Origin of the sequence: Streptomyces sp. NBC_00237 (genome assembly GCF_026342435.1) — a bacterium.
Classification (GTDB): domain Bacteria; phylum Actinomycetota; class Actinomycetes; order Streptomycetales; family Streptomycetaceae; genus Streptomyces.
Window position 1 is genome coordinate 1778236 of record NZ_JAPEMT010000001.1, and the last position, 19485, is coordinate 1797720.

Consider the following 19485-nt stretch of genomic DNA (forward strand, 5'->3'; position numbering starts at 1 on the left):
CCCCTGTAGCGCTCCTGGAACCCCGCCGGGTAACCGCTCGGTCACGGACCGGACTCAGAAAGTCCCCGCACGCCCCTCGCGGCGGCCGTGTGTCGCACCCCACACTGGGTGCGGTGCTTGTGGCCCGTGATGGCGGCCCGAACGCGGGGGCCGCACGAGGGGCCGAACCCGTGCGTGGCCCGTGCTTGAGGCTCCGACCCGGCAGCGTTCACCCTGGAGGTCGCCCCCGTGCAGACCCAGACCCTGACCGATCTGGTCGCGGCCGTACCCGCGCAGAACCGCGCCGCACGTCCTCAGGAAGCGCCCTCGGAGGTCGCGGCGGCCACCGAGGCCACCGAGGCCCCGGAGTCCGTCGAGGACGCGATGGAAGAACGCGAACAGGGACCGGGGCCGGACCGGGAGGAACGGGGGCCGGACCAGGAGCAGGAGCGGCCCGACCCGCCCGAACGTCCCGCCCGCGCCGACACCTCCGGCCCCTCCTCCGACCTCTTCCGCCAGTACTTACGGGAGATCGGCCGCATCCCGCTCCTCACCGCCGCCGACGAGGTCGAACTGGCCCGCAGTGTCGAAGCGGGCCTCTTCGCCGAGGAGAGGCTCGCTGGATCGACCGATCTGGACACCCAACTGGCCCTCGATCTCGACAAGTTGGTCGTACGGGGGCGGATGGCGAAACGCCGCCTCATCGAGGCGAACCTCCGGCTCGTCGTCTCCGTGGCGAAACGGTACGTCGGGCGGGGGCTGACGATGCTCGATCTGGTGCAGGAGGGGAATCTGGGGCTCATCCGGGCGGTCGAGAAGTTCGACTACGCGCGGGGGTACAAGTTCTCGACCTACGCCACCTGGTGGATTCGGCAGGCCATGTCCCGGGCGCTCGCCGACCAGGCCCGGACGATACGGGTCCCGGTCCACGTCGTCGAACTCATCAACCGTGTCGTACGGGTCCAGCGCAGGCTCCTCCAGGAGCGGGGGTACGAGCCGACGCCCGACGAGGTGGCCGCCCAGCTCGACCTGACGCCCGAGCGGGTCGGTGAGGTGCTGCGCCTCGCCCAGGAGCCCGTCTCGCTCCACGCGCCCGTGGGGGAGGAGGACGACGTGGCCCTCGGTGACCTGATCGAGGACGGCGACGCGACCTCACCCGTCGAGTCCGCGGCCTTCCTCCTGCTGAGGGAGCACCTGGAGGCGGTCCTCTCCACGCTCGGCGAGCGCGAACGCAAGGTGGTCCAGCTGCGTTACGGGCTGGCGGACGGGCGGCCGCGCACCCTCGAGGAGATCGGGCGGATCTTCGGGGTCACCCGTGAACGCATCCGCCAGATCGAGTCCAAGACCCTCAACAAGCTCCGCGACCATGCCTTTGCGGACCAGCTCCGAGGCTACCTGGATTGATTCCGCCGGGTTGCGCAGTTCCCCGCGCCCCTCAATGCCTCCGCCTAGCCCCTTGGGCGGCGGGGCCGCCCCCCCGGGGGCGGAACGGGCGGGCAAGGGGGCGGCCCCTCTCGCTCCGGGCCCACCCCGGTGCTGGCCCCGCCCCACCCCGAGGCCCCGCACCGTGCACGGAGCCCCACCCCACCCCCGTACCGCCCCATGGAGTCCCTACTCCACCTCCACCACCGCCTGGGCGAACTGGGCCGCGTACAGCCGTGCGTACGCCCCCTCCGCCGCCAGCAGCTCTTCGTGCGAACCCTGCTCCACGATCGCCCCGCTCTCCATCACCAGGATCACGTCCGCGTCCCGGATCGTGGAGAGCCGGTGCGCGATCACGAACGACGTGCGGCCGTGCGCGAGCCGCGCCATCGCCTTCTGGATCAGGACCTCCGTCCGCGTGTCCACCGAGCTCGTCGCCTCGTCGAGCACCAGGATCACCGGGTCCGACAGGAACGCCCGGGCGATCGTGATCAGCTGCTTCTCACCCGCGCTGACCCCCGCCCCGTCGTCGTCGATGACGGTGTCGTACCCGTCGGGCAGCGTCCGCACGAAACGGTCCGCGTGCGCCGCCCGCGCCGCCTCCTCGACCTGCTCCCGCGTCACCGGACCAGCAGCTCCGTACGCGATGTTGTCCGCGATGGTGCCACCGAAGAGCCAGGTGTCCTGGAGCACCATCCCGACCCCGGAGCGGAGTTCCTCGCGGGACATCTTCGCGATGTCGACCCCGTCGATGGCGATCCGCCCGCCCGTGACCTCGTAGAAGCGCATGAGGAGGTTGACCAGCGTGGTCTTCCCGGCGCCCGTCGGCCCGACGATCGCGACCGTCTGGCCGGGGGAGACCCGCAGGGAGAGGTCGTCGATCAGGGGCTTGTCGGCCTCGTACCGGAAGGACACGTTCTCCAGCTCGACCGCGCCCCGCAGCTCGTCCGGACCCGTCACCGGCAGCCCCGGCGCGTCCTTCGCGTCCGGTGCCTGCTCCTCGGCGTCGAGGAGTTCGAAGACCCGCTCGGCCGACGCCACCGCCGACTGCACGAGGTTCGCCATCGACGCCACCTGCGTCAACGGCATCGAGAACTGCCGCGAGTACTGGATGAACGCCTGGACGTCGCCGATCGACAGCGTCCCCGAAGCGACGCGCAGACCGCCCACCACCGCCACCAGCACGTACGACAGGTTCGACACGAACATCATCAGCGGCTGCATGATCCCGCTGTTGAACTGCGCCTTGAAACTCGCCTCGTACAGCAGGTCGTTCTGCTCGCGGAAACCCTCCGCCGACTCGTGCTGACGACCGAAGACCTTCACCAGCGAGTGACCGGTGTACATCTCCTCGATGTGCGCGTTCAGCGCGCCCGTCGTCTTCCACTGCTGCACGAACTGCGGCTGCGACCGCTTGCCGACCTTCGCCGCCACGACCACCGACAGCGGCACCGTCACCAGCGCCACGGCCGCCAGCAGCGGCGAGATCCAGAACATGATGACCAGGACGCCGATCACCGTCAGCACGGAGTTGATGAGCTGGCCCATCGTCTGCTGCATGGTCTGACCGATGTTGTCGATGTCGTTCGTCGTCCGCGACAGCACCTCACCGCGCTTCGCCTTGTCGAAGTAGGCGAGCGGCAGGCGGGACAGCTTCGCCTGGACGTCCTGGCGCATCCGGTACACGGTGCGGTTGACCGCCCGGTTCACCATCCGCGTCGAGACGAGCATCAGCAGCCCGGCCCCCACGTACACCGCCAGCACGATCAGCAGTACGGTGCCGATCGCGCCGAAGTCGATGCCCTGCCCCGGCGTGAAGTCGACCCCGGACAGCATGTCCGCGAACCCGTCCTCACCGCCCTTGCGCAGCCCCTCGACGGCCTGCGCCTTCGTCATGCCCGGCTCCATCGTCCGGCCGACGATGCCCGCGAACAGCAGGTCCGTCGCCGAGCCGAGGATCTTCGGGCCGATCACGGAGAGCGTCACGCTGAAGACCAGCGCCACGAACAGCACCCACAGGGTGACCTTCTCCGGTGCCAGCTGTTTCACCAGCCGCTTCCCCGACCCACGGAAGTTCATCGACTTCTCGGCCGGGGGTCCCATCATGCGTCCAGCAGGCCCACTCATGCCGCCTCGGCCTCCGTCAGCTGGGAGAGCACGATCTCCCGGTAGGTCTCATTGGTCTCCATCAGATCGTGGTGCCGTCCGCTGCCCACGACCCGGCCCTCGTCCAGTACGACGATCCGGTCGGCGTCACGGATGGTCGACACCCGCTGCGCCACGATGATCACGGTCGCCTCCGCCGTCTCCCGCGCCAGCGCCGCCCGCAGGGCCGCGTCGGTCGCGTAGTCCAGTGCCGAGAACGAGTCGTCGAAGAGGTAGATCTCGGGGCGCTGGACGAGCGTGCGCGCGATGGAGAGGCGCTGGCGCTGGCCGCCGGACACGTTCGTGCCGCCCTGCGAGATCGGGGCGTAGAGGTCTCCCTCAAGCCGCTCCACGAAGTCCTTCGCCTGCGCCGTCTCCAGCGCCGCCCACAGTTCGTCGTCCGTGGCGTCGGGATTTCCGTAACGCAAATTGCTCGCGACCGTCCCGGAGAACAGATACGGCTTCTGCGGGACGAGCGACACCGTCTTCGCGAGCAGCGTGGGGTCGAGGGTTCTCACGTTCACGCCGTCGACCAGCACCTCGCCGCCCGTCGCGTCGAACAGCCGGGGGACCAGCCCCAGAAGTGTCGACTTCCCCGAGCCCGTCGACCCGATGATCGCGGTCGTCTCGCCGGGGCGGGCCTTGAGCGCGATGTCCTTCAGTACGGATTCCTCGGCGCCGGGGTAGCTGAACTCGACTCCCCGCAGCTCCAGTTGACCGTGGCGGCGCAGCTCGGTGACCGGTGCGAGCGGCGGCACCACGCTGCTGTCCGTGCCCAGCACTTCCTCGATGCGCTCGGCGCACACCTCCGCGCGCGGCACCATCATGAACATGAAGGTGGCCATCATCACGGACATCACGATCTGCATGAGATAGGCCAGGAAGGCGGTCAGCGCACCGATCTCCATCCCACCGCTGTCGATGCGGTGGGCGCCGAACCACACCACGGCGACGCTCGACACGTTCACGACCGTCATCACGATCGGGAACATCAGAGCCATCAGCTTGCCGGTGGCCAGCGACACCTCGGTGAGGTCCTCGTTGGCCCTCTTGAACCGCTCCTTCTCGAAGTCGTCCTTCACGAAGGCCCGGATGACCCGGTTGCCGGTGATCTGCTCGCGCAGCACCCGGTTCACGGTGTCCAGCTTCTCCTGCATGGAGCGGAACAGCGGGCGCATCCTGCGGATGATCAGCGAGACGGCGATGCCCAGCACCGGCACCACCGCGAGCAGCACGCCCGACAGGGGCACGTCCTGGCCGAGCGCCATGATCACGCCGCCGACGCACATGATGGGGGCGGCCACCACCAGCGTGAAGCTCATCAGGACCAGCATCTGCACCTGCTGGACGTCGTTCGTCGTGCGGGTGATCAGGGACGGTGCGCCGAAGTGGCCGACCTCGCGCGCCGAGAAGCTCTGCACCCGCCCGAACACGGCCGCCCGGATGTCCCGGCCGAGTGCGGCGGCGGTGCGGGCCCCGTAGAAGACGGCCCCGATGTTGCAGACGACCTGCACGACGCTCACCGCGACCATGAAGGCGCCGAATTCCAGGATGTAGCCCGTGTTCCCCTTCACGACACCCTTGTCGATGATGTCGGCGTTGAGGGTGGGGAGGTAGAGGGCGGCGCTGGTCTGCAACAGTTGCAGCAGCACCAGCAGTGCTATGGGTTTCTTGTACGGGCCGAGGTGGGCCCGCAGCAGCTTGAGAAGCACACGCGGTCTTTCGTCGACGGCGGGAGAGGAATCGCCCTCCATCCTGCGCCACCCACCTCCACCGTGCCCAAGGGTTTACCCCAAACCCCGGTCAAGCCTCGCCCCCTTCGGGCCCCGCCCCCTCGGGTGCCGCCCTGCTTCGCCTCCTTGGGCGCCGCCCCACCTAGCCCCCTTGGGCTCCGCCCCTCCGCTTCCGCCGAGCCTCCTTGGGCGGCTGGCCCAGCCCCTTCCGCTTCCGCCTAGCCTCCTTGGGCGGCGGGGCCGCCCCCCGGGGGCGGAACGGGCGGGCAAGGGGGCGGCCCCCCTCGCTCCGGGCCCACCCCGGTGCCGCCCGTTGTTACCTCCGCCTATGGGTGCGCCGCACCAGGGTGCGCCTGCGGCGGGCCGCCCCAGACCCTTCCCCAAGCTCTCAACTTCGTTCGAGCAGGGGAGACCCCATCCTTCACCTAAACTCGCGAGGCTTGGGGGTCGGACGTGCGGGCGCGTTGGGGCTGGGCGCGCAGTTCCCCGCGCCCCTAAGGGGCGCGTCCGCGCGGCCGAGCCGCACAGTCACACAGCCCCGCGCCCCTAAAGGAGTGAGCCGCCCTCGAAGGCCCCCGGATGCACCTGCTCCCGCGCCGCCCCGAACTGCTGCCGCACCGCCCCACCCACAGCGACCTCTTCCCCCGCCGACAGCACCTGCGTCACCGCCCCCCGCCAAGCGGGCGGCTCCTCCGCAGAGAGCGAACCCTGCGCGACCCCCAGCGCCCACGCCGCCTGCCGTGCCGCCCCCAGCGCCGCGTACTGCGCCGGAGCGGGCACCACCACCTGCGTACCGAAGATCATCGGTGCCATCGCCTGCACCGCGGGCAGCTCAGCTGCGGCCCCCAGCAAGAACACCCGCCGCACCTGCACACCCCGCCCCCGCAGCACGTCCATCGCGTCCGCCAGCGAGCACAGCATCCCCTCGAAGGAGGCCCGCGCCAGATGTTCCGGCTTCATCGACTCCCGCCGCAGCCCGAACAGCGTCCCCGCCGCGTGCGGCAGCCACGGTGTCCGCTCGCCCTCCAGGTAGGGGAGCAGCACCAGTCCCGAGGACCCCGGCGTCGACTTCATCGCCAGCGCGGACAGCTCCTCAAGGCCGCCCTCCAGACCCAGCAGCTCCGCCGTCCCCCGCAGCGCCCGCACCGCGTTCGACGTGTGGACGACCGGCAGGTGCATGCCCGTGGCATCAGCGAACGACGTGATCATCCCGGTCGAGTCGGCGAGTGCCTCGTGGTGCACGGCCATCACCGACCCCGAGGCACCCAGCGACACCACCGCGTCGCCGACGGCCACCCCGAGACCGAAGGCCGCGGCCATCGTCTCCCCGGTGCCCGCCGAGATCAGCAGCCCCTCCGGCGTCGTACCCGCCGCATCGGAAGGACCGAGCACCTCCGGCAGCATCACCTGGTGCCCGAGCGCCAGCTCCACCAGATCCGGCCGGTACGCCCCCGTGGCGGCCGACCAGTACCCGGTCCCCGACGCGGCACCCCGGTCGGTCGTCCGGCGGGCCGGACGCCCCAGCAACTGCCACACCAGCCAGTCGTGCGGCTGCATCACGGAAGCGATCCTGGCCGCGTTCTCCGGCTCGTGCCGTGCCAGCCACGCCAGCTTGGCGAGGGGCTGCGGCGACGTCGGCACCGAACCGACGGCCTGCGCCCACGCCTGCCTGCCGCCGAGCCCCTCCACCAGGTCCGCCGCGGCTACCTGCGCCCGCTTGTCGTTGCCCAGCAGCGCGGGCCGCACCGGCTGCCCGTTCACGTCCAGCGGCACGAGACCGTGCTGCTGCGCCGAGACACCGATGGCCTGTACGTCGTCGAGCAGCCCGTCTGCGGCGGCCTCGCCCAGCGACAGCAGCCACGCCTGCGGATCGGCCTCGGTGGACCGCTCCTCGATCGGATGGGGGGCGTACCCCTCACGCAGCACGGCACCCGTGTCCGTGTCGCAGACCACGACGTGTGTGAAACCGGAGGAACTGTCCAACCCCGCGACTATGCCCATGCGCATGATTCTGCCGCACCCCGCCGAGGCGGAATGCGGCAGCCGTGAAACCTGTGGCAGGACGAAAGGGCCGCCCCGCCCGCACACGCGCTCAGGTGTTGCCCGTACCCGACCCCACTCAGGTGTTGCTCGTGCCCCAGTCGTCCTCGCCGCCGCCCTGTCCGCGCTCCCGCAGCGAGCGCACCCGCTGCGCGACCGACTCCGGCACCCGGCCGCTCACCTTGTCGCCCACCTTCTCGGTGACGGTGTGCATGGCCTTGCCCGCGAACTCGCGTCCGCTCTGGGCCGCCGACTCCGCGGTGTTCCGCACGGCCGGGTTCTGCGAGATCCGCCGGGCGGACTTCCTGATCTGCTCGTAGCGCTCGCGCCCGGCCCGGGTGCCGAGCACGTATCCCAGGGCCAGTCCGGCGACGAACGTGAGCCGGTAGCGCATGGCTGCCACCCTTCTCCTGCAACGGTGTCGGTGTGCCGATCGCCTACCCGTACCGCCCGCTGATCATCCCGGCGGATACCGATTGGCTAAGCACCCCCCTGCTTGCGCTAATGTATGTCTCGCAGCGAGCGCACGCCCCCGGGAAGACCGGTGGGAGGTGCATTCGGTGCAACCGCAGCAATCCCCTGTAGCTCAATTGGCAGAGCAGCCGGCTGTTAACCGGCAGGTTACTGGTTCGAGTCCAGTCGGGGGAGCGCGGTCCCCTGTAGCTCAATTGGCAGAGCATTCGGCTGTTAACCGGAGGGTTACTGGTTCGAGTCCAGTCGGGGGAGCAGGAAGAAAAGAGGGCCTCTTCGGAGGCCCTCTTTTCCGTTCCCGCGTCCTGCGTACGAACCTCTTCCGGACCCTCTTCGTGTGGTGTGCGGCACGTTGGGGAACCGTCCGGGCAGCACGGAAGTCCTCATGGTCATGTGTTGCCGGGCATCCGAGGCGGGAGATCGTATGACCGGCTATGCTGCGGCAGACGGCGCGTACATGTGTACGCGCCACGCCGTGTGGGGGCGGTAGCTCAGCCGGTTAGAGCAGCGGACTCATAATCCGTCGGCCGTGGGTTCGAGTCCCACCCGCCCCACCGCAGCAGGACAGGGCAGAAACGTTCTGAGCTGCACGGCAGTCACAGTGAGGGCCCTCGTGAGAGATCACGGGGGCCCTCACTCATGTCCGGGCGTGCGTCCGGGGCGAGCCGGTGCGGGCGGGTGGTCGCGGCGAGGCGAGTCACCCGGTAGGTCCCGGCTCCGGGGAGGGGCCCGGACCGTCGTAAGCCGTGGGCGCCCAAGTGCCTTCACGACCCTGTCGCAGGGTGTCGCGCGGGTCTAGGCTTGGCCCTGCCCCGGCCCCCGGCACGAGTTGAGCCGACTCCTGCCGACTGGGTGCGAGCGGGGATTCCAGAGGGGGCCTGTGATGGTCGTTCTATTGGGGATCTGTGTAGTGGTACTGGTGGTCATGGGGTTCTCCCAGCCGGTCTGGTGGCTGGCCGCGGGGGCCCTGGTCTACCTCGCCCTCCGTTACGGAAGGGGCGCCGCCGGGCGTGGTGGTGCCCAGCGGGGCGGGTACGACGAGTACCGGGCCCGGCGTGAGCAGCGCGACAAGTGGGACCGGAGGTACCGGCGGCAGCACCGGGGGCAGCGCATCACCCCGGACCGGCCGGTGCAGTAGGAGCCCTTCGTCCCCGCTCCGGCGCTGCGTCCGCGTGCCGGAACGCCGGAGTGCCCGAGCGGGGGCCGGGCTGCTTGCAGGTGCCCAGGGGGCCTTCTGCTCTTGAAGTGGGCCTTCCGCTGGGGGGAGTTCGGGTGGCGGGTCACGGTGCCCGAACCGCACCCGAAAACGTCACCTCGTGTGCCGCGCCGTCCGTGAAGACGGCCTCGGTCTCGGACAGCAGGGTCATCGTCCCGGGCCGGGAGGGATTGCCCCACCCCTCGGGCGGGTTCCCCGAGACGTCGTCGAGTGGAGTCTCCGCCGCGAAGTACGTCGCGCCGATACGGGCCTCGCGGATGCCGCCGTGGGTGGCCACTGCGGCAGCGGCGGCGCATCGCCGGGGTCTCACGGTCGTGGCGCTGTGGCGCCCGGGCCGGACCGGCGGTTCCCCGTCGGTCCGGCCCGGCGGGCAGGCCCTAGCTGCCGGTCGTGCCGTCGAGCAGCTCGCGCAGGATGTCCAGGTGGCCGTTGTGGCGGGCCGTCTCCTCGGTGAGGTGCAGGAGGATCCAGCGCAGATCGACGTGGACACCGTGCCGGTCGGCTCCCTCGGCCCGCGTGGAGAGGTCGTTGTCCGCCACCAACGTCCGGTAGCGCGCGCTCTGTTGTGCGTACTCGTCGAGTAGTTGCGGGAGGGGGAAGTCGACGGCGATGCGCATCTCGCGGTCGGGGTCCTCCTCGGTCCAGGGACCCTCGTCCTTCTCGCCGAGGAAGACCACCTGGAACCAGTAGTACTCCACCCAGCGGAGGTGGTTGACGATCCCGCTCAGGGTCATCAGGGGAGAGGTCGGCAGGATCGCCTTGCGGGCGTTCTCCGCCGAGACGCCCTCGCACTTGGCGCGGGTCGTGTCACGGGCGTAGTCGAGGCACGTGGTGAGCTGCGTGCGGTCGTCCCACGCGGTCGGTGTGTCGCTGATTCTCGTCATCGCGCGAAGCTTGGCGGACGGCCGGTACAGGTGTCGAGACATTTTCGACGGGCCCAGGGACGGCCCGAAAGGCGGCGCCCCAGTAGGACACAGCCTGGCCTAGATGAGTTCTAGTCTGCTGTCAGCAGGAAGAACTCCGGAAGAGCAGAAGGCAGGCGTACGTCATGAAGGCGATCGACGAGTCGAAGTCCACCAGCCCCGCCACCACCCAGGCCCCCGTCCCGGACCCCACCGGCGAGCGTGCCGACCTTCTTGCCATGCTGGCCAAGAGCCGCTACTTCCTGCGGCACACCGCCCGCGACCTCACCGACGAGCAGGCCGGACTGCGCACCACCGCCAGCGCACTCTGCATCGGCGGCCTCATCAAGCACGTGACCGCCGTCGAACGCGGCTGGGCGGCCTTCATCGTGGAAGGGCCCGCGTCGGTGAAGGACGCCGCAGGCGAGACCGAGGAGGGCAGGGCCGAGCGCGAGGACGGCTTCCGGATGCTGCCCGGCGACACGCTGGCGGGTGTGCTCAAGGCGTACGAGGAAGCGGCGGACGCCACCGACGAACTCGTGCGCACCCTCCCCGACCTGGGCGTCACCTGGCCGCTCCCCGAGGCGCCGTGGACGGAGCCCGGTACGGAATGGTCGCTGCGGGGCGTGCTGCTGCACATCGGGACCGAGACGGCGCAGCACGCCGGGCACGCGGACATCCTCCGGGAAACCCTGGACGGGGCGCAGAGCATGGCGTGAGACGCCCCCGCCCCCGCCCCCGCGTTCAGCGTCGCCGCGTCAGCGTCAGCGCCAGCACGCTCAGGCCGAACATCAGCACGCCCAGCGGGAGATGGACCGCCGGGATGTGCGCGATGCCGACCGCTACCTGGACCGAGGCGAGCACCAGGAAGCCGGTCGCGTGGAGGATCGGGCGCGGGGAGCCCCCGCCCGGCTTCCAGGCCAGGACCGCCGCGAGGACGTAGATCATGGTCGCCCCGTACATCACGCGGGCTCCGACGCCGTGCAGCACCTCCCCGTACGACGTGGTCATCAACAGGCCCGAGGAGAGGGCCTGGAGGAAGATGGTCAGGGTCTGGAGGGCGATCGAGACGCGGAGGAACGTGGATCCGCCGCTGGTGGATCCGCCGCCGTGCTCCGCCGCCGTCGTCGCTCCGGTTGCCGTCGTTCCGGGTGCCGTCGGCCGAGGTGCCTGGATGGCCATGTCGCGGGCCCCTTTCCCGCCCGGGGGCGGTAGATCGATAAGGTCTCGACAGCCCGACGAGACGGGCCCGCGAAAGGTAAGGCGAGGGGTGGTCGGGGCATGGCGGCTGTAGGGGCGGACATCCACGTCGTAGCAGGCGAGCGGCGGCAACTGATCAATGTGGCCTACCGGTTGCTCGGCTCCCTGAGCGAGGCGGAGGATGCCGTGCAGGAGGCGTTCGCGCGCTGGTACGCGCTGACGCCGGGGAAGCGGAACGAGATCCAGGTCCCGGCGGCCTGGCTGACGACCGTGACCGGCCGCATCTGCCTCGATGTGCTCGGGTCGGCGCGGGCCCGGCGGGAGCGCTACGTGGGGGCCTGGCTGCCCGAGCCGCTGCCCGACCGGGCCGAGTGGGGGCACGGCGGTGGGGGCGGTTCGGGGGGCGACCTCGCCGATCAGATGGTGCTGGACGAGTCCGTGAGCATGGCCCTCCTCGTCGTACTGGAGGCGATGACGCCCGCCGAGCGCGTGGCGTTCGTCCTGCACGACGTCTTCCGGTACCCCTTCGCCGAGATCGGCGCCATCGTCGGGCGAACTCCCGCCGCCTGCAAGCAGCTTGCCGCCTCAGGCCGCAGGCGCGTGCGGGACGCCGGGTCGTCCGTGCTGGTCGCGGGACAGCTGGAGACCGTACGGCGGGTCAAGGAGGCGTGGGAGGCGAAGGACGTCGCGGCGCTCGTCGGGCTGCTGGACCCGGCCGCCGTCATGACCGCCGACGGGGGCGGACTGGTCGGTACGGTGCTGCGGCCCGTCGAGGGCAGTGCGGACATCGCCTCGTACATGGTCGCCATCGCCGACAAGGTGCCCGGGCTCGAACTGCTCGTGCGGAGTGTGAACGGCGTGCCGGGACTGGTGGCGGCGCACGACGGGGCCGTCATGACCGTGGCCTCGTTCGAGATCGGTGAGGACGGCCGCGTCGTACGGATCTGGGCGGTACGCAATCCGGAGAAGCTGGGGGCGTGGGTGGCCTGACGCCCGCCCGGCTCCTCCGTGACTCCCGCTGACTCCCGCCGAGTCCCGCTGACTCCCCCTGGAAGTCAGGGAGTCGGAGTGTCGTCCGGCTTCGTGTGGAGGATGTCGCGGGCCTGTTCGGCGGCCCGCCCGATGGCCTCGGACACGTAGTCCAGGAAGCGGGCCACGTTCTCCAGGCGGGTGGCCGCCGGGGTGCCCGGGACCAGGACCGTGACGCCCTGCCGCGCCGTCTCCATCATCTTGGCGGTGGAGCGGGCGCTGGCCATCATCGCCTGGTACCAGATGTCGTCGTCGACGATGTAGCGCTCGCGGCGGCGCTCGTCCCGCTCCCGGCGGATCATGCCCTGCTCGTCGAGGAACGCGACCGCCTTGGAGATCGAGGCCGGGCTGACCTGGAGCCGCTGGGCCAGTTCGGCGGCGGTGAGGCTGCCGGAGTCGGTGAGCGTGAGGCAGGCCATCACCCGGGCCATCATCTGCGGCATGCCCGACGCCATCTGGACGGTGGTGAACAACTCCTCGTACGTACGCACCGCTTCGGGATCGCGGCCGAACGGCTGCGGTGCCGTCTGGGGCCCGCGGGGCGTGGCGGTGGAGGGCTTGCGGCGCTGGGTGCGGCGTTCGGTGGCGCGGTGGGCCAGGTCGGCGCGGTAGGAGGCGGGGCCGCCGTTGCGCATGACCTCGCGGGTGACGGTCGAGGTCGGGCGGTCGAGGCGGCGGGCGATCTCCGCGTACGCGAGGCCGTCCGCCAGACCCAGCCCGATCTGCTGGCGTTCCTGCTGGGTGAGTCTGCCTCCCGGCATCGCGGTCTCCTTCGTGCGGTTCGTCCTGTCTGCCGGGGCCACCATAGCGTTCACCGCCAAATCATTGCAATGGGGAGAGTGGGTCTTGTTGCGTTAGGTTGTAGGACGTTGCAACGAAAATGTTCCCCTGGCCTGCATTAACAGGGATCGAGTGCAACGAAGTTGTTGCTCGGATCGTGAAGGCAACGTAGCGTTCAGGTCATCGGAAAGAACGAGCCGGACGCACTGCCCGACCAAACGCAGTACCGGCCAACACAAAGGACGCCATCATGCAGAAGTTCGCCACCTCCGCCGCCGTCGCCGCCCACTTCGACATCCCCGCCGGCAGCATCCGCCTCATCGCCGCCGACCGCGCCGACGCCACCGTCGAGGTCCGCCCCGCGAACCCCTCCAAGAGCCGCGACGTCAAGGCCGCCGAGGAGACCACCGTCGACTACGCGGACGGTGTCCTGCGGATCACCGCCCCCGCCCCCAGGAACCAGGTCTTCGGCTCCACCGGGGCCGTCGAGGTCACCGTTCAGCTCCCGGCCGGTTCGCACGTCGAGGGCAAGACCGCGACCGCCGAGTTCCGGGGTGTCGGCCGCCTCGGGGACGTCACCTACGACAGCGCCCACGGTTCGGTGAAGCTCGACGAGACCGCCGGGGCGCGGATCGGCCTCCAGGCCGGTGACATCCAGGTCGGACTGCTCGGCGGCGCGGCGCGGATCACCACCGCGAAGGGTGACCTGACGGTCGCCGAGGCGGTGGCGGGCGAGGTCGTCCTGCGCACCGAGGCCGGGGACATCACGGTCGGCGCCGCTCGCGGCACCTCCGCCACCCTCGACGCGGGCACCGCGTACGGCCGCATCTCCAACACCCTCCAGAACGCCGCGGGTTCCGGTGCGGCGCTGAACATCCACGCCACCACCTCGTACGGCAACATCGCCGCCCGCAGCAACTGATCGCGGGATGCGGGAGCCGACGACGGCCCTCGTCAGCGAGGTGTCCGGCAGCGGGGAGGCCGAGTCCGAGGAATGAGCGGAGTCACGGGTACGCGCAGCGGGCCACGCCGAATCCGGCGCGGCCCGCACCGCGTCGGGCGCACGAGGGCCCGCGCTACTCGTCCAACTGCCCCCGCAGCCAGTCCTCCACCGCCCCCACGTGCGAGGCCGCCGCCACCCTGGCCGCCTCCGGGTCCCGGCTCACCAGTGCCTGGTAGATCCGCGCGTGGTCCTCGCGGGTGCGGGCGAACGCGTCCGCCTCCTGGTGGCCCCTGCGCACCCGGGCCCGGAAGGTGCGCGAGGAGAGGCCCTCCACGATCGCGGCCAGCGCCTCGTTGCCCGCCGCGTGGGTGATCGTGCGGTGGAACGCCATGTCGGCGGCGAGGAACGCCTCCGTGTCGTCCGTCTCCTGCATGGCCGCCAAGTGGACTGCCACGTCCGCGAGTTGCGAGTGGTTGATACGGGCCGCCGCCAGCGCCGTGGCCGCCGACTCCAGGATGCGGCGCACCTCCAGGAACTCCACCAGGCGGGGCTGCGGCGAGATCTCGGCGACGATCCCGAAGGTGTCGAGGAGGTCCACGGCCTCCAGGCTCGTGACGTAGATGCCCGAGCCGTGCCGCGACTCCAGCACGCCGAGCACGGTCAGTGCCCGGATCGCCTCGCGCATCGAACTGCGCGAGATGCCGAGCAGTACCGCCAAGTCCCTTTCGGTGGGCAGACGTTGGCCGGGTGCCAGCTCGCCGTCCGTGATCATGGACTTGATGGCTTCGATCGCCCGTTGCGTGACCGAACCGCCCTTCAGGGGGGCGGCGTCCGACTCCGGTTCGGGGGTGGCTTCGGGGGTGGACGTGGCCATGGGGCTCCTCCGGCGGGGGTGTCTGGTGCGGCGGGTGCCGTCCCCGCTCACTCTGCCCGATCATCCAAGTGATCGGACCAATTGGCCTTCTTTCTCGGGAAAATCGGCTCAGAGGGGTGTTGTGGGCCCGGATAGGTCTGATAAATATTCGGCGCGCGCAATCCGTTCGTTCGAGCAGGGAGCCGAGGAGCCGTCAGCATGGGCAGGGCAGCGAGCAGGGCAACAAGGACGACCGGGACGATCAGGACGCGGCCGCTACGGGTGGCGGCCCTCGCGGCGTGCGCCGCCCTCGCGCTCAGCGCGTGCGGCAGCACCAAGGACGCGGGCAAGGCGGGCACGGCCGGCGGCGAGGGCAAGGTCGGCGTCGTACTGCCCCTGCTGACCTCGCCGTTCTGGCAGTCGTACAACGACTACGTGCCGAAGATGGCGAAGGAGGAGAAGGTCGACGCTCTGAAGACCGTCAACTCCAACTCCGACCCGGCACAGCAGATCACCGACATCAACAACCAGCTCAACCAGGGTGTGAAGGGCCTCGTCGTCGCCCCCCTCGACAGCGCCGCCATCGCCGCCGGGCTCGACCAGGCCGAGCGCAAGGGCGTTCCGGTCGTCGCCGTCGACGTGGCCCCCGAAAAGGGCAAGGTCGCGATGATCGTGCGGGCGAACAACGTCGCGTACGGGCAGAAGGCGTGCGAGTTCCTCGGCTCGAAGTTCCAGAGCGGCAAGGTCGTCCAGATCATGGGCGACCTGGCATCGGTCAACGGACGCGAGCGCTCGGAGGCGTTCCGTACGTGCGCCAAGGAGAAGTTCCCCCAGCTGAAGGTCCTGGAGATCCCCGCCAAGTGGGAGTCGGACGCGGCGGCGTCCCAGCTGGACACCCTCCTCAACCAGAACCCCGACATCAAGGGCATCTACCTCCAGGCAGGCGGCGTCTACCTCGCCCCCGCCCTCCAGACCCTGAAGTCCAAGAGCCTCCTCAAGCCGGTCGGCGACCCGAAGCACATCGCGATCGTCTCCAACGACGGCATCCCGCAGGAGTTCGACGCCATCCGCAAGGGCGAGATCGACGCGACCGTCTCGCAGCCCGCCGACACCTACGCCAAGTACGGCATGTACTACATCAAGAAGGCGATGGCGGGCGAGACCTTCAAGGAGGGCCCGACCGACCACGGCTCGGTGATCGTCAAGCACCCGAGCGGTCTCCTGGAGGACCAGCTGCCCGCTCCGCTGGTGACCAAGGAGAACGTCGACGACAAGGCCCTCTGGGGCAACAACGTCACGTGAGCACCGTGACCCGCGCCGACGCCTCTGACCTGAAACCGCTGGTCGAGGCGTCCGGGATCACCAAGCGGTACGGTCCCACGACCGCCCTGAAGGACGGCCGGCTGACCGTGATGCCCGGCGAGTCGCACGCCCTGGTGGGGCGCAACGGCGCGGGCAAGTCCACCCTCGTGACCGTCCTCACCGGGCTCCAGGCCCCCGACGCGGGAACGGTCCGTTTCGACGGAGAAGCGGCACCCGCACTCTCCGACCGGGACGCCTGGCGGCGCAAGGTCGCCTGCGTGTACCAGAAGCCGACCGTCGTACCCGAGCTGTCCGTCGCCGAGAACCTCTTCATCCACCGCCAGCCCACCGGCTTCGGCGGAGTCATCAAGTGGAAGCAACTGCGTGCGCAGGCAACCGAGTTGCTCGACACCTGGGACGTGAGGGTCGACCCCGACGCCCGGACGGCCGACCTCAAGGTCGAGGACCGGCAGATGGTCGAGATCGCGCGCGCCCTGTCCTTCGGAGCCCGCTTCATCGTCCTCGACGAGCCGACCGCGCAGCTCGACAACAAGGAGATCGAGCGTCTCTTCGCCCGCATGCGGACCCTCCAGGAGTCCGGCGTCACCTTCCTCTTCATCTCGCACCACCTGCAAGAGGTGTACGAGGTGTGCCAGACGGTCACCGTGCTGCGCGACGCCCGCTGGATCACCACCGCACCCGTCGCCGAACTCCCGCGCGCCGCCCTCGTGGAGGCCATGGCGGGGGAGGCCGTGACTGCTGCGGAGAGCGCCGCCCGCTCGGACGTCACGGCCGACGCTCCGGTGCGGCTGAAGGTCACCGGGCTCGGCTCGGCCGCGTACCGGGACATCGACCTGACGGTCCGCGAGGGCGAGGTCGTCGGCCTCGCCGGGACGAGTGGCAGCGGCAAGATCGAGCTGGCCGAGACCTTCGCGGGGCTGTACGCACCGGAGCGGGGGAGTGCCCGACTCGACGGGCAGGACCTGCCGTTCGGCGACGTGCCCGCGGCCCTCAAGGCGGGTGTCGCGTGCGTGCCGCGCGACCGGCACGACCAGGGTCTCGTCTCCGGGATGAGCATCGGCGACAACGCCACGATGACCGTCCTGGGGCGGCTGGGATCGTACGGATTCGTGCGTACGGAGAGGAAGCGGACGGTCGCCGAGGAGCTGATCCGGCGCCTCGACATCCACGCCGAGGGCCCGCACCAGCCCGTGTCCGACCTGTCGGGGGGCAACGCGCAGAAGGTGGTCATGGCGCGGGCCCTGGCCTCCGACCCCCGCCTCCTCGTCCTCATCAACCCGACGGCGGGCGTGGACGTGAAGTCCAAGGAGTCCCTCCTCGCCCGGATGGACAGTGCCCGCGAGGACGGCACGGCGGTGCTCGTCGTGTCCGACGAAATCGACGACCTGCGGCGCTGCGACCGCGTCCTGGTCCTCTTCCACGGCCGCGTCGTCGCCGACCACGCGGCCGGCTGGAACGACCACGAGCTGATCGCATCCATAGAAGGAGTAGACCGTGGCTGACACGACGACGGCCTCGAAGGCGGCGGGCCCGGTGCTCGACGGGACAGCTGCGCCGGCCGCGGACCGGAGGAAGTCCCTGCTGCTCAGCCGGGCCCGTGAACTCGCCTTGGTTCCCGCCCTGTTGGTGCTGGTACTGGTCGGCGCGCTGACCAACGAGACCTTCTTCACCAGCGGCAACATCATCTCCGTCCTGGGCGCGTCCGCCGCGCTCGCGATGGTGGTGCTGGCGGAGTCGCTGGTGCTGATCACCGGCAAGTTCGACCTGTCGCTGGAGTCGGTCGTCGGCATCGCGCCCGCGATGGGCGCTTTGCTGGTGCTGCCCGCGCTCAACTCCGGGTTCGGCACCCAACTGCCCACGTTCGTCGGCATCCTGGTGATCCTGCTGGTCGGCGCGCTCATCGGCGCGTTCAACGGCTCGCTGGTCGTGAAGCTCAAGCTGAACGCGTTCATCGTGACGCTGGCCATGCTGATCGTGCTGCGCGGACTGCTCGTCGGCGCGACCGAGGGCAAGACCCTGTTCGGCATGCCGGACGCCTTCTTCGCCCTGGCCACCTCCACCTTCGTCGGCATCCCGCTGTCCGTGTGGATCGCGGCCCTGTGCTTCGGCATCGCGGGCTTCGTCCTGAAGTACCACCGGGTGGGGCGGGCGCTGTACGCGATCGGAGGCAATCCGGCGGCGGCCAGGGCAGCGGGCATCCGGGTCGACCGGGTCATGCTCGGGGTGTTCGTCACGGCCGGTGTGCTGGCTTCGCTGGGCGGGCTCATCCAGACCGGCTACGTGGGCGCGATCAACGCCAACCAGGGGCAGAACATGATCTTCACGGTGATGGCCGCGGCCGTCATCGGCGGGATCAGCCTGGACGGCGGCAAGGGCACCATGTTCGGTGCGCTGACAGGTGTACTGCTGCTGGGCGTCGTCCAGAACCTCCTGACCCTGGCCCAGGTGCCGTCCTTCTGGATCCAGGCCATCTACGGCGGGATCATCCTGATCGCCCTGATGATCGCCCGCGTCACCACCGGCCGCGCCCAGGACTGACGCGTACCGCACGAGCACCCGCAGCGCACGATTACAGAGGAGCAACCCCCATGAAACTGACGCGACGTGGCGAACGAGGGCAGGAGACCCCCGCCCTCCTCGCCGAAGACGGCCAGGTGTACGACCTCTCCGGGATCACGCCCGACATCGACGGCCCCTTCCTCGCGGGCGGCGGCGTCGCCCGCGTCCGCACCGCGTACGAGAACGGCGGCCTGCCCCTCCTCGAAGGCGCGGCCGCCCTCCGTACCGGAGCCCCGGTCGCCCGCCCCGGCAAGGTCGTCTGCATCGGGCTCAACTACCGCGACCACGCCGAGGAGACCGGGGCCGCCATCCCGCCCCGCCCGGTCGTCTTCATGAAGGACCCGTCCACCGTCGTCGGCCCGTACGACGAGGTCCTGATCCCCCGCGACTCCACCCGCACCGACTGGGAAGTGGAGCTCGGCGTCGTCATCGGCAGCCGCGCCCGCTACCTCGAAGGGCCGGTGGAGGCCCTGGCCTGCATCGCCGGGTACGCGGTCAGTCACGACGTCTCCGAGCGCGAGTTCCAGCTCGACTTCTCCTCGCAGTGGGACCTCGGCAAGTCCTGCGAGACCTTCAACCCGCTCGGCCCCTGGCTCGTCACCGCCGACGAGATCGCCGACCCGCAGGACCTGCGGCTGCACCTGAACGTCAACGGCGTCAAGCGCCAGGACGGCCACACCGCCGACATGATCTTCCGCGTGGCCGACGTCGTCGCGTACCTGAGCCGGTACATGGTCCTGGAACCCGGCGACGTCATCAACACCGGCACCCCGGCCGGAGTCGCCCTGGGCCTGCCCCAGAACCCCTATCTGCGTGCCGGTGACACCGTGGAGCTGTCCATCGACGGCCTCGGCAGCCAGCGTCAGACCTTCGCCCAGGCGTGAGAGGCC

18 protein-coding genes and 3 tRNA genes are annotated in these 19485 nt (G+C 70.2%); 12 read left to right on the forward strand and 9 right to left on the reverse strand.

Annotation, left to right across the window (positions count from 1 at the left end):
* The first annotated feature begins 213 nt into the window (after nt 1-213).
* Complete coding sequence (locus OG897_RS07825; protein WP_266656659.1) at nt 214-1383, forward strand: RNA polymerase sigma factor; 1170 nt, start codon at nt 214-216, stop codon at nt 1381-1383.
* Nucleotides 1384-1590: 207 nt separating this feature from the next.
* On the opposite strand, the gene OG897_RS07830 is transcribed toward OG897_RS07825, so the two are convergent.
* From OG897_RS07830 to OG897_RS07845, 4 genes are all read right to left on the reverse strand, one after another.
* A complete protein-coding gene (locus tag OG897_RS07830) occupies nt 1591-3528 on the reverse strand; it encodes an ABC transporter ATP-binding protein (RefSeq protein ID WP_266654169.1) in 1938 nt (645 codons plus the stop codon).
* Nucleotides 3525-5258: an ABC transporter ATP-binding protein gene (locus tag OG897_RS07835; protein ID WP_266654171.1), complete on the reverse strand. Its 1734-nt coding sequence runs from the start codon at nt 5256-5258 to the stop codon at nt 3525-3527. Before OG897_RS07835 ends, OG897_RS07830 begins: the two co-directional genes overlap by 4 nt.
* 567 nt (nt 5259-5825) lie before the next feature.
* A complete protein-coding gene (locus OG897_RS07840; RefSeq protein WP_266654173.1) occupies nt 5826-7280 on the reverse strand; it encodes an FGGY family carbohydrate kinase in 1455 nt (484 codons plus the stop codon).
* Between the two features lie 118 nt (nt 7281-7398).
* On the reverse strand, nt 7399-7713 hold the full coding sequence (locus OG897_RS07845) for a YtxH domain-containing protein (RefSeq protein WP_266654175.1): 315 nt from the start codon (nt 7711-7713) through the stop codon (nt 7399-7401).
* A gap of 181 nt (nt 7714-7894) precedes the next feature.
* On the opposite strand from OG897_RS07845, the gene OG897_RS07850 reads away from it, so the two are divergent.
* The 4 genes from OG897_RS07850 to OG897_RS07865 all read left to right on the forward strand — a co-directional run bounded on the left by OG897_RS07850 (nt 7895) and on the right by OG897_RS07865 (nt 8928).
* Nucleotides 7895-7967 (forward strand) — tRNA-Asn (locus OG897_RS07850).
* Nucleotides 7968-7972: 5 nt separating this feature from the next.
* Nucleotides 7973-8045: transfer RNA gene (locus OG897_RS07855), tRNA-Asn, on the forward strand.
* A gap of 225 nt (nt 8046-8270) precedes the next feature.
* Nucleotides 8271-8344 (forward strand) — tRNA-Ile (locus OG897_RS07860).
* Nucleotides 8345-8673: 329 nt separating this feature from the next.
* Nucleotides 8674-8928, forward strand: coding sequence for a hypothetical protein (locus tag OG897_RS07865; protein ID WP_266654177.1), 255 nt, complete (start codon nt 8674-8676; stop codon nt 8926-8928).
* 142 nt (nt 8929-9070) lie between these two features.
* Here the strand turns inward: OG897_RS07865 and OG897_RS07870 are convergent, their stop codons facing one another.
* Both OG897_RS07870 and OG897_RS07875 read right to left on the reverse strand, forming a co-directional pair.
* Nucleotides 9071-9316, reverse strand: coding sequence for a hypothetical protein (locus tag OG897_RS07870; RefSeq protein ID WP_266654179.1), 246 nt, complete (start codon nt 9314-9316; stop codon nt 9071-9073).
* Between the two features lie 67 nt (nt 9317-9383).
* Nucleotides 9384-9890 (reverse strand): DinB family protein, encoded by a 507-nt coding sequence (locus OG897_RS07875; protein ID WP_266654181.1) that lies wholly within the window; start codon nt 9888-9890, stop codon nt 9384-9386.
* Between the two features lie 257 nt (nt 9891-10147).
* Between OG897_RS07875 and OG897_RS07880 the strand changes: the two genes are divergently transcribed.
* A complete protein-coding gene (locus OG897_RS07880) occupies nt 10148-10627 on the forward strand; it encodes a DinB family protein (protein ID WP_266656661.1) in 480 nt (159 codons plus the stop codon).
* 25 nt (nt 10628-10652) lie between these two features.
* Here the strand turns inward: OG897_RS07880 and OG897_RS07885 are convergent, their stop codons facing one another.
* Nucleotides 10653-11090: a hypothetical protein gene (locus tag OG897_RS07885; RefSeq protein WP_266654183.1), complete on the reverse strand. Its 438-nt coding sequence runs from the start codon at nt 11088-11090 to the stop codon at nt 10653-10655.
* Nucleotides 11091-11189: 99 nt separating this feature from the next.
* Between OG897_RS07885 and sigJ the strand changes: the two genes are divergently transcribed.
* Nucleotides 11190-12098: an RNA polymerase sigma factor SigJ gene (gene sigJ, locus OG897_RS07890; RefSeq protein ID WP_266654185.1), complete on the forward strand. Its 909-nt coding sequence runs from the start codon at nt 11190-11192 to the stop codon at nt 12096-12098.
* A 65-nt stretch (nt 12099-12163) separates the two neighbouring features.
* Here the strand turns inward: sigJ and OG897_RS07895 are convergent, their stop codons facing one another.
* Complete coding sequence (locus tag OG897_RS07895) at nt 12164-12898, reverse strand: helix-turn-helix domain-containing protein (RefSeq protein WP_266654187.1); 735 nt, start codon at nt 12896-12898, stop codon at nt 12164-12166.
* 269 nt (nt 12899-13167) lie between these two features.
* Here OG897_RS07895 and OG897_RS07900 point away from each other — a divergent pair, with 269 nt between their 5' ends.
* Nucleotides 13168-13839: a DUF4097 family beta strand repeat-containing protein gene (locus OG897_RS07900; RefSeq protein WP_266654189.1), complete on the forward strand. Its 672-nt coding sequence runs from the start codon at nt 13168-13170 to the stop codon at nt 13837-13839.
* Nucleotides 13840-13993: 154 nt separating this feature from the next.
* On the opposite strand, the gene OG897_RS07905 is transcribed toward OG897_RS07900, so the two are convergent.
* Nucleotides 13994-14734: a FadR/GntR family transcriptional regulator gene (locus OG897_RS07905; protein WP_266654191.1), complete on the reverse strand. Its 741-nt coding sequence runs from the start codon at nt 14732-14734 to the stop codon at nt 13994-13996.
* Between the two features lie 198 nt (nt 14735-14932).
* Here OG897_RS07905 and OG897_RS07910 point away from each other — a divergent pair, with 198 nt between their 5' ends.
* The 4 genes from OG897_RS07910 to OG897_RS07925 are packed head-to-tail and all read left to right on the forward strand — an operon-like array spanning nt 14933 to nt 19479.
* Nucleotides 14933-16015, forward strand: coding sequence for a sugar ABC transporter substrate-binding protein (locus tag OG897_RS07910; protein ID WP_266654193.1), 1083 nt, complete (start codon nt 14933-14935; stop codon nt 16013-16015).
* Nucleotides 16012-17538: a sugar ABC transporter ATP-binding protein gene (locus OG897_RS07915; RefSeq protein WP_266654195.1), complete on the forward strand. Its 1527-nt coding sequence runs from the start codon at nt 16012-16014 to the stop codon at nt 17536-17538. Before OG897_RS07910 ends, OG897_RS07915 begins: the two co-directional genes overlap by 4 nt.
* A gap of 31 nt (nt 17539-17569) precedes the next feature.
* Complete coding sequence (locus tag OG897_RS07920) at nt 17570-18574, forward strand: ABC transporter permease (protein WP_266656663.1); 1005 nt, start codon at nt 17570-17572, stop codon at nt 18572-18574.
* Nucleotides 18575-18624: 50 nt separating this feature from the next.
* Complete coding sequence (locus OG897_RS07925) at nt 18625-19479, forward strand: fumarylacetoacetate hydrolase family protein (protein WP_266654197.1); 855 nt, start codon at nt 18625-18627, stop codon at nt 19477-19479.
* Nucleotides 19480-19485 lie beyond the last annotated feature (6 nt).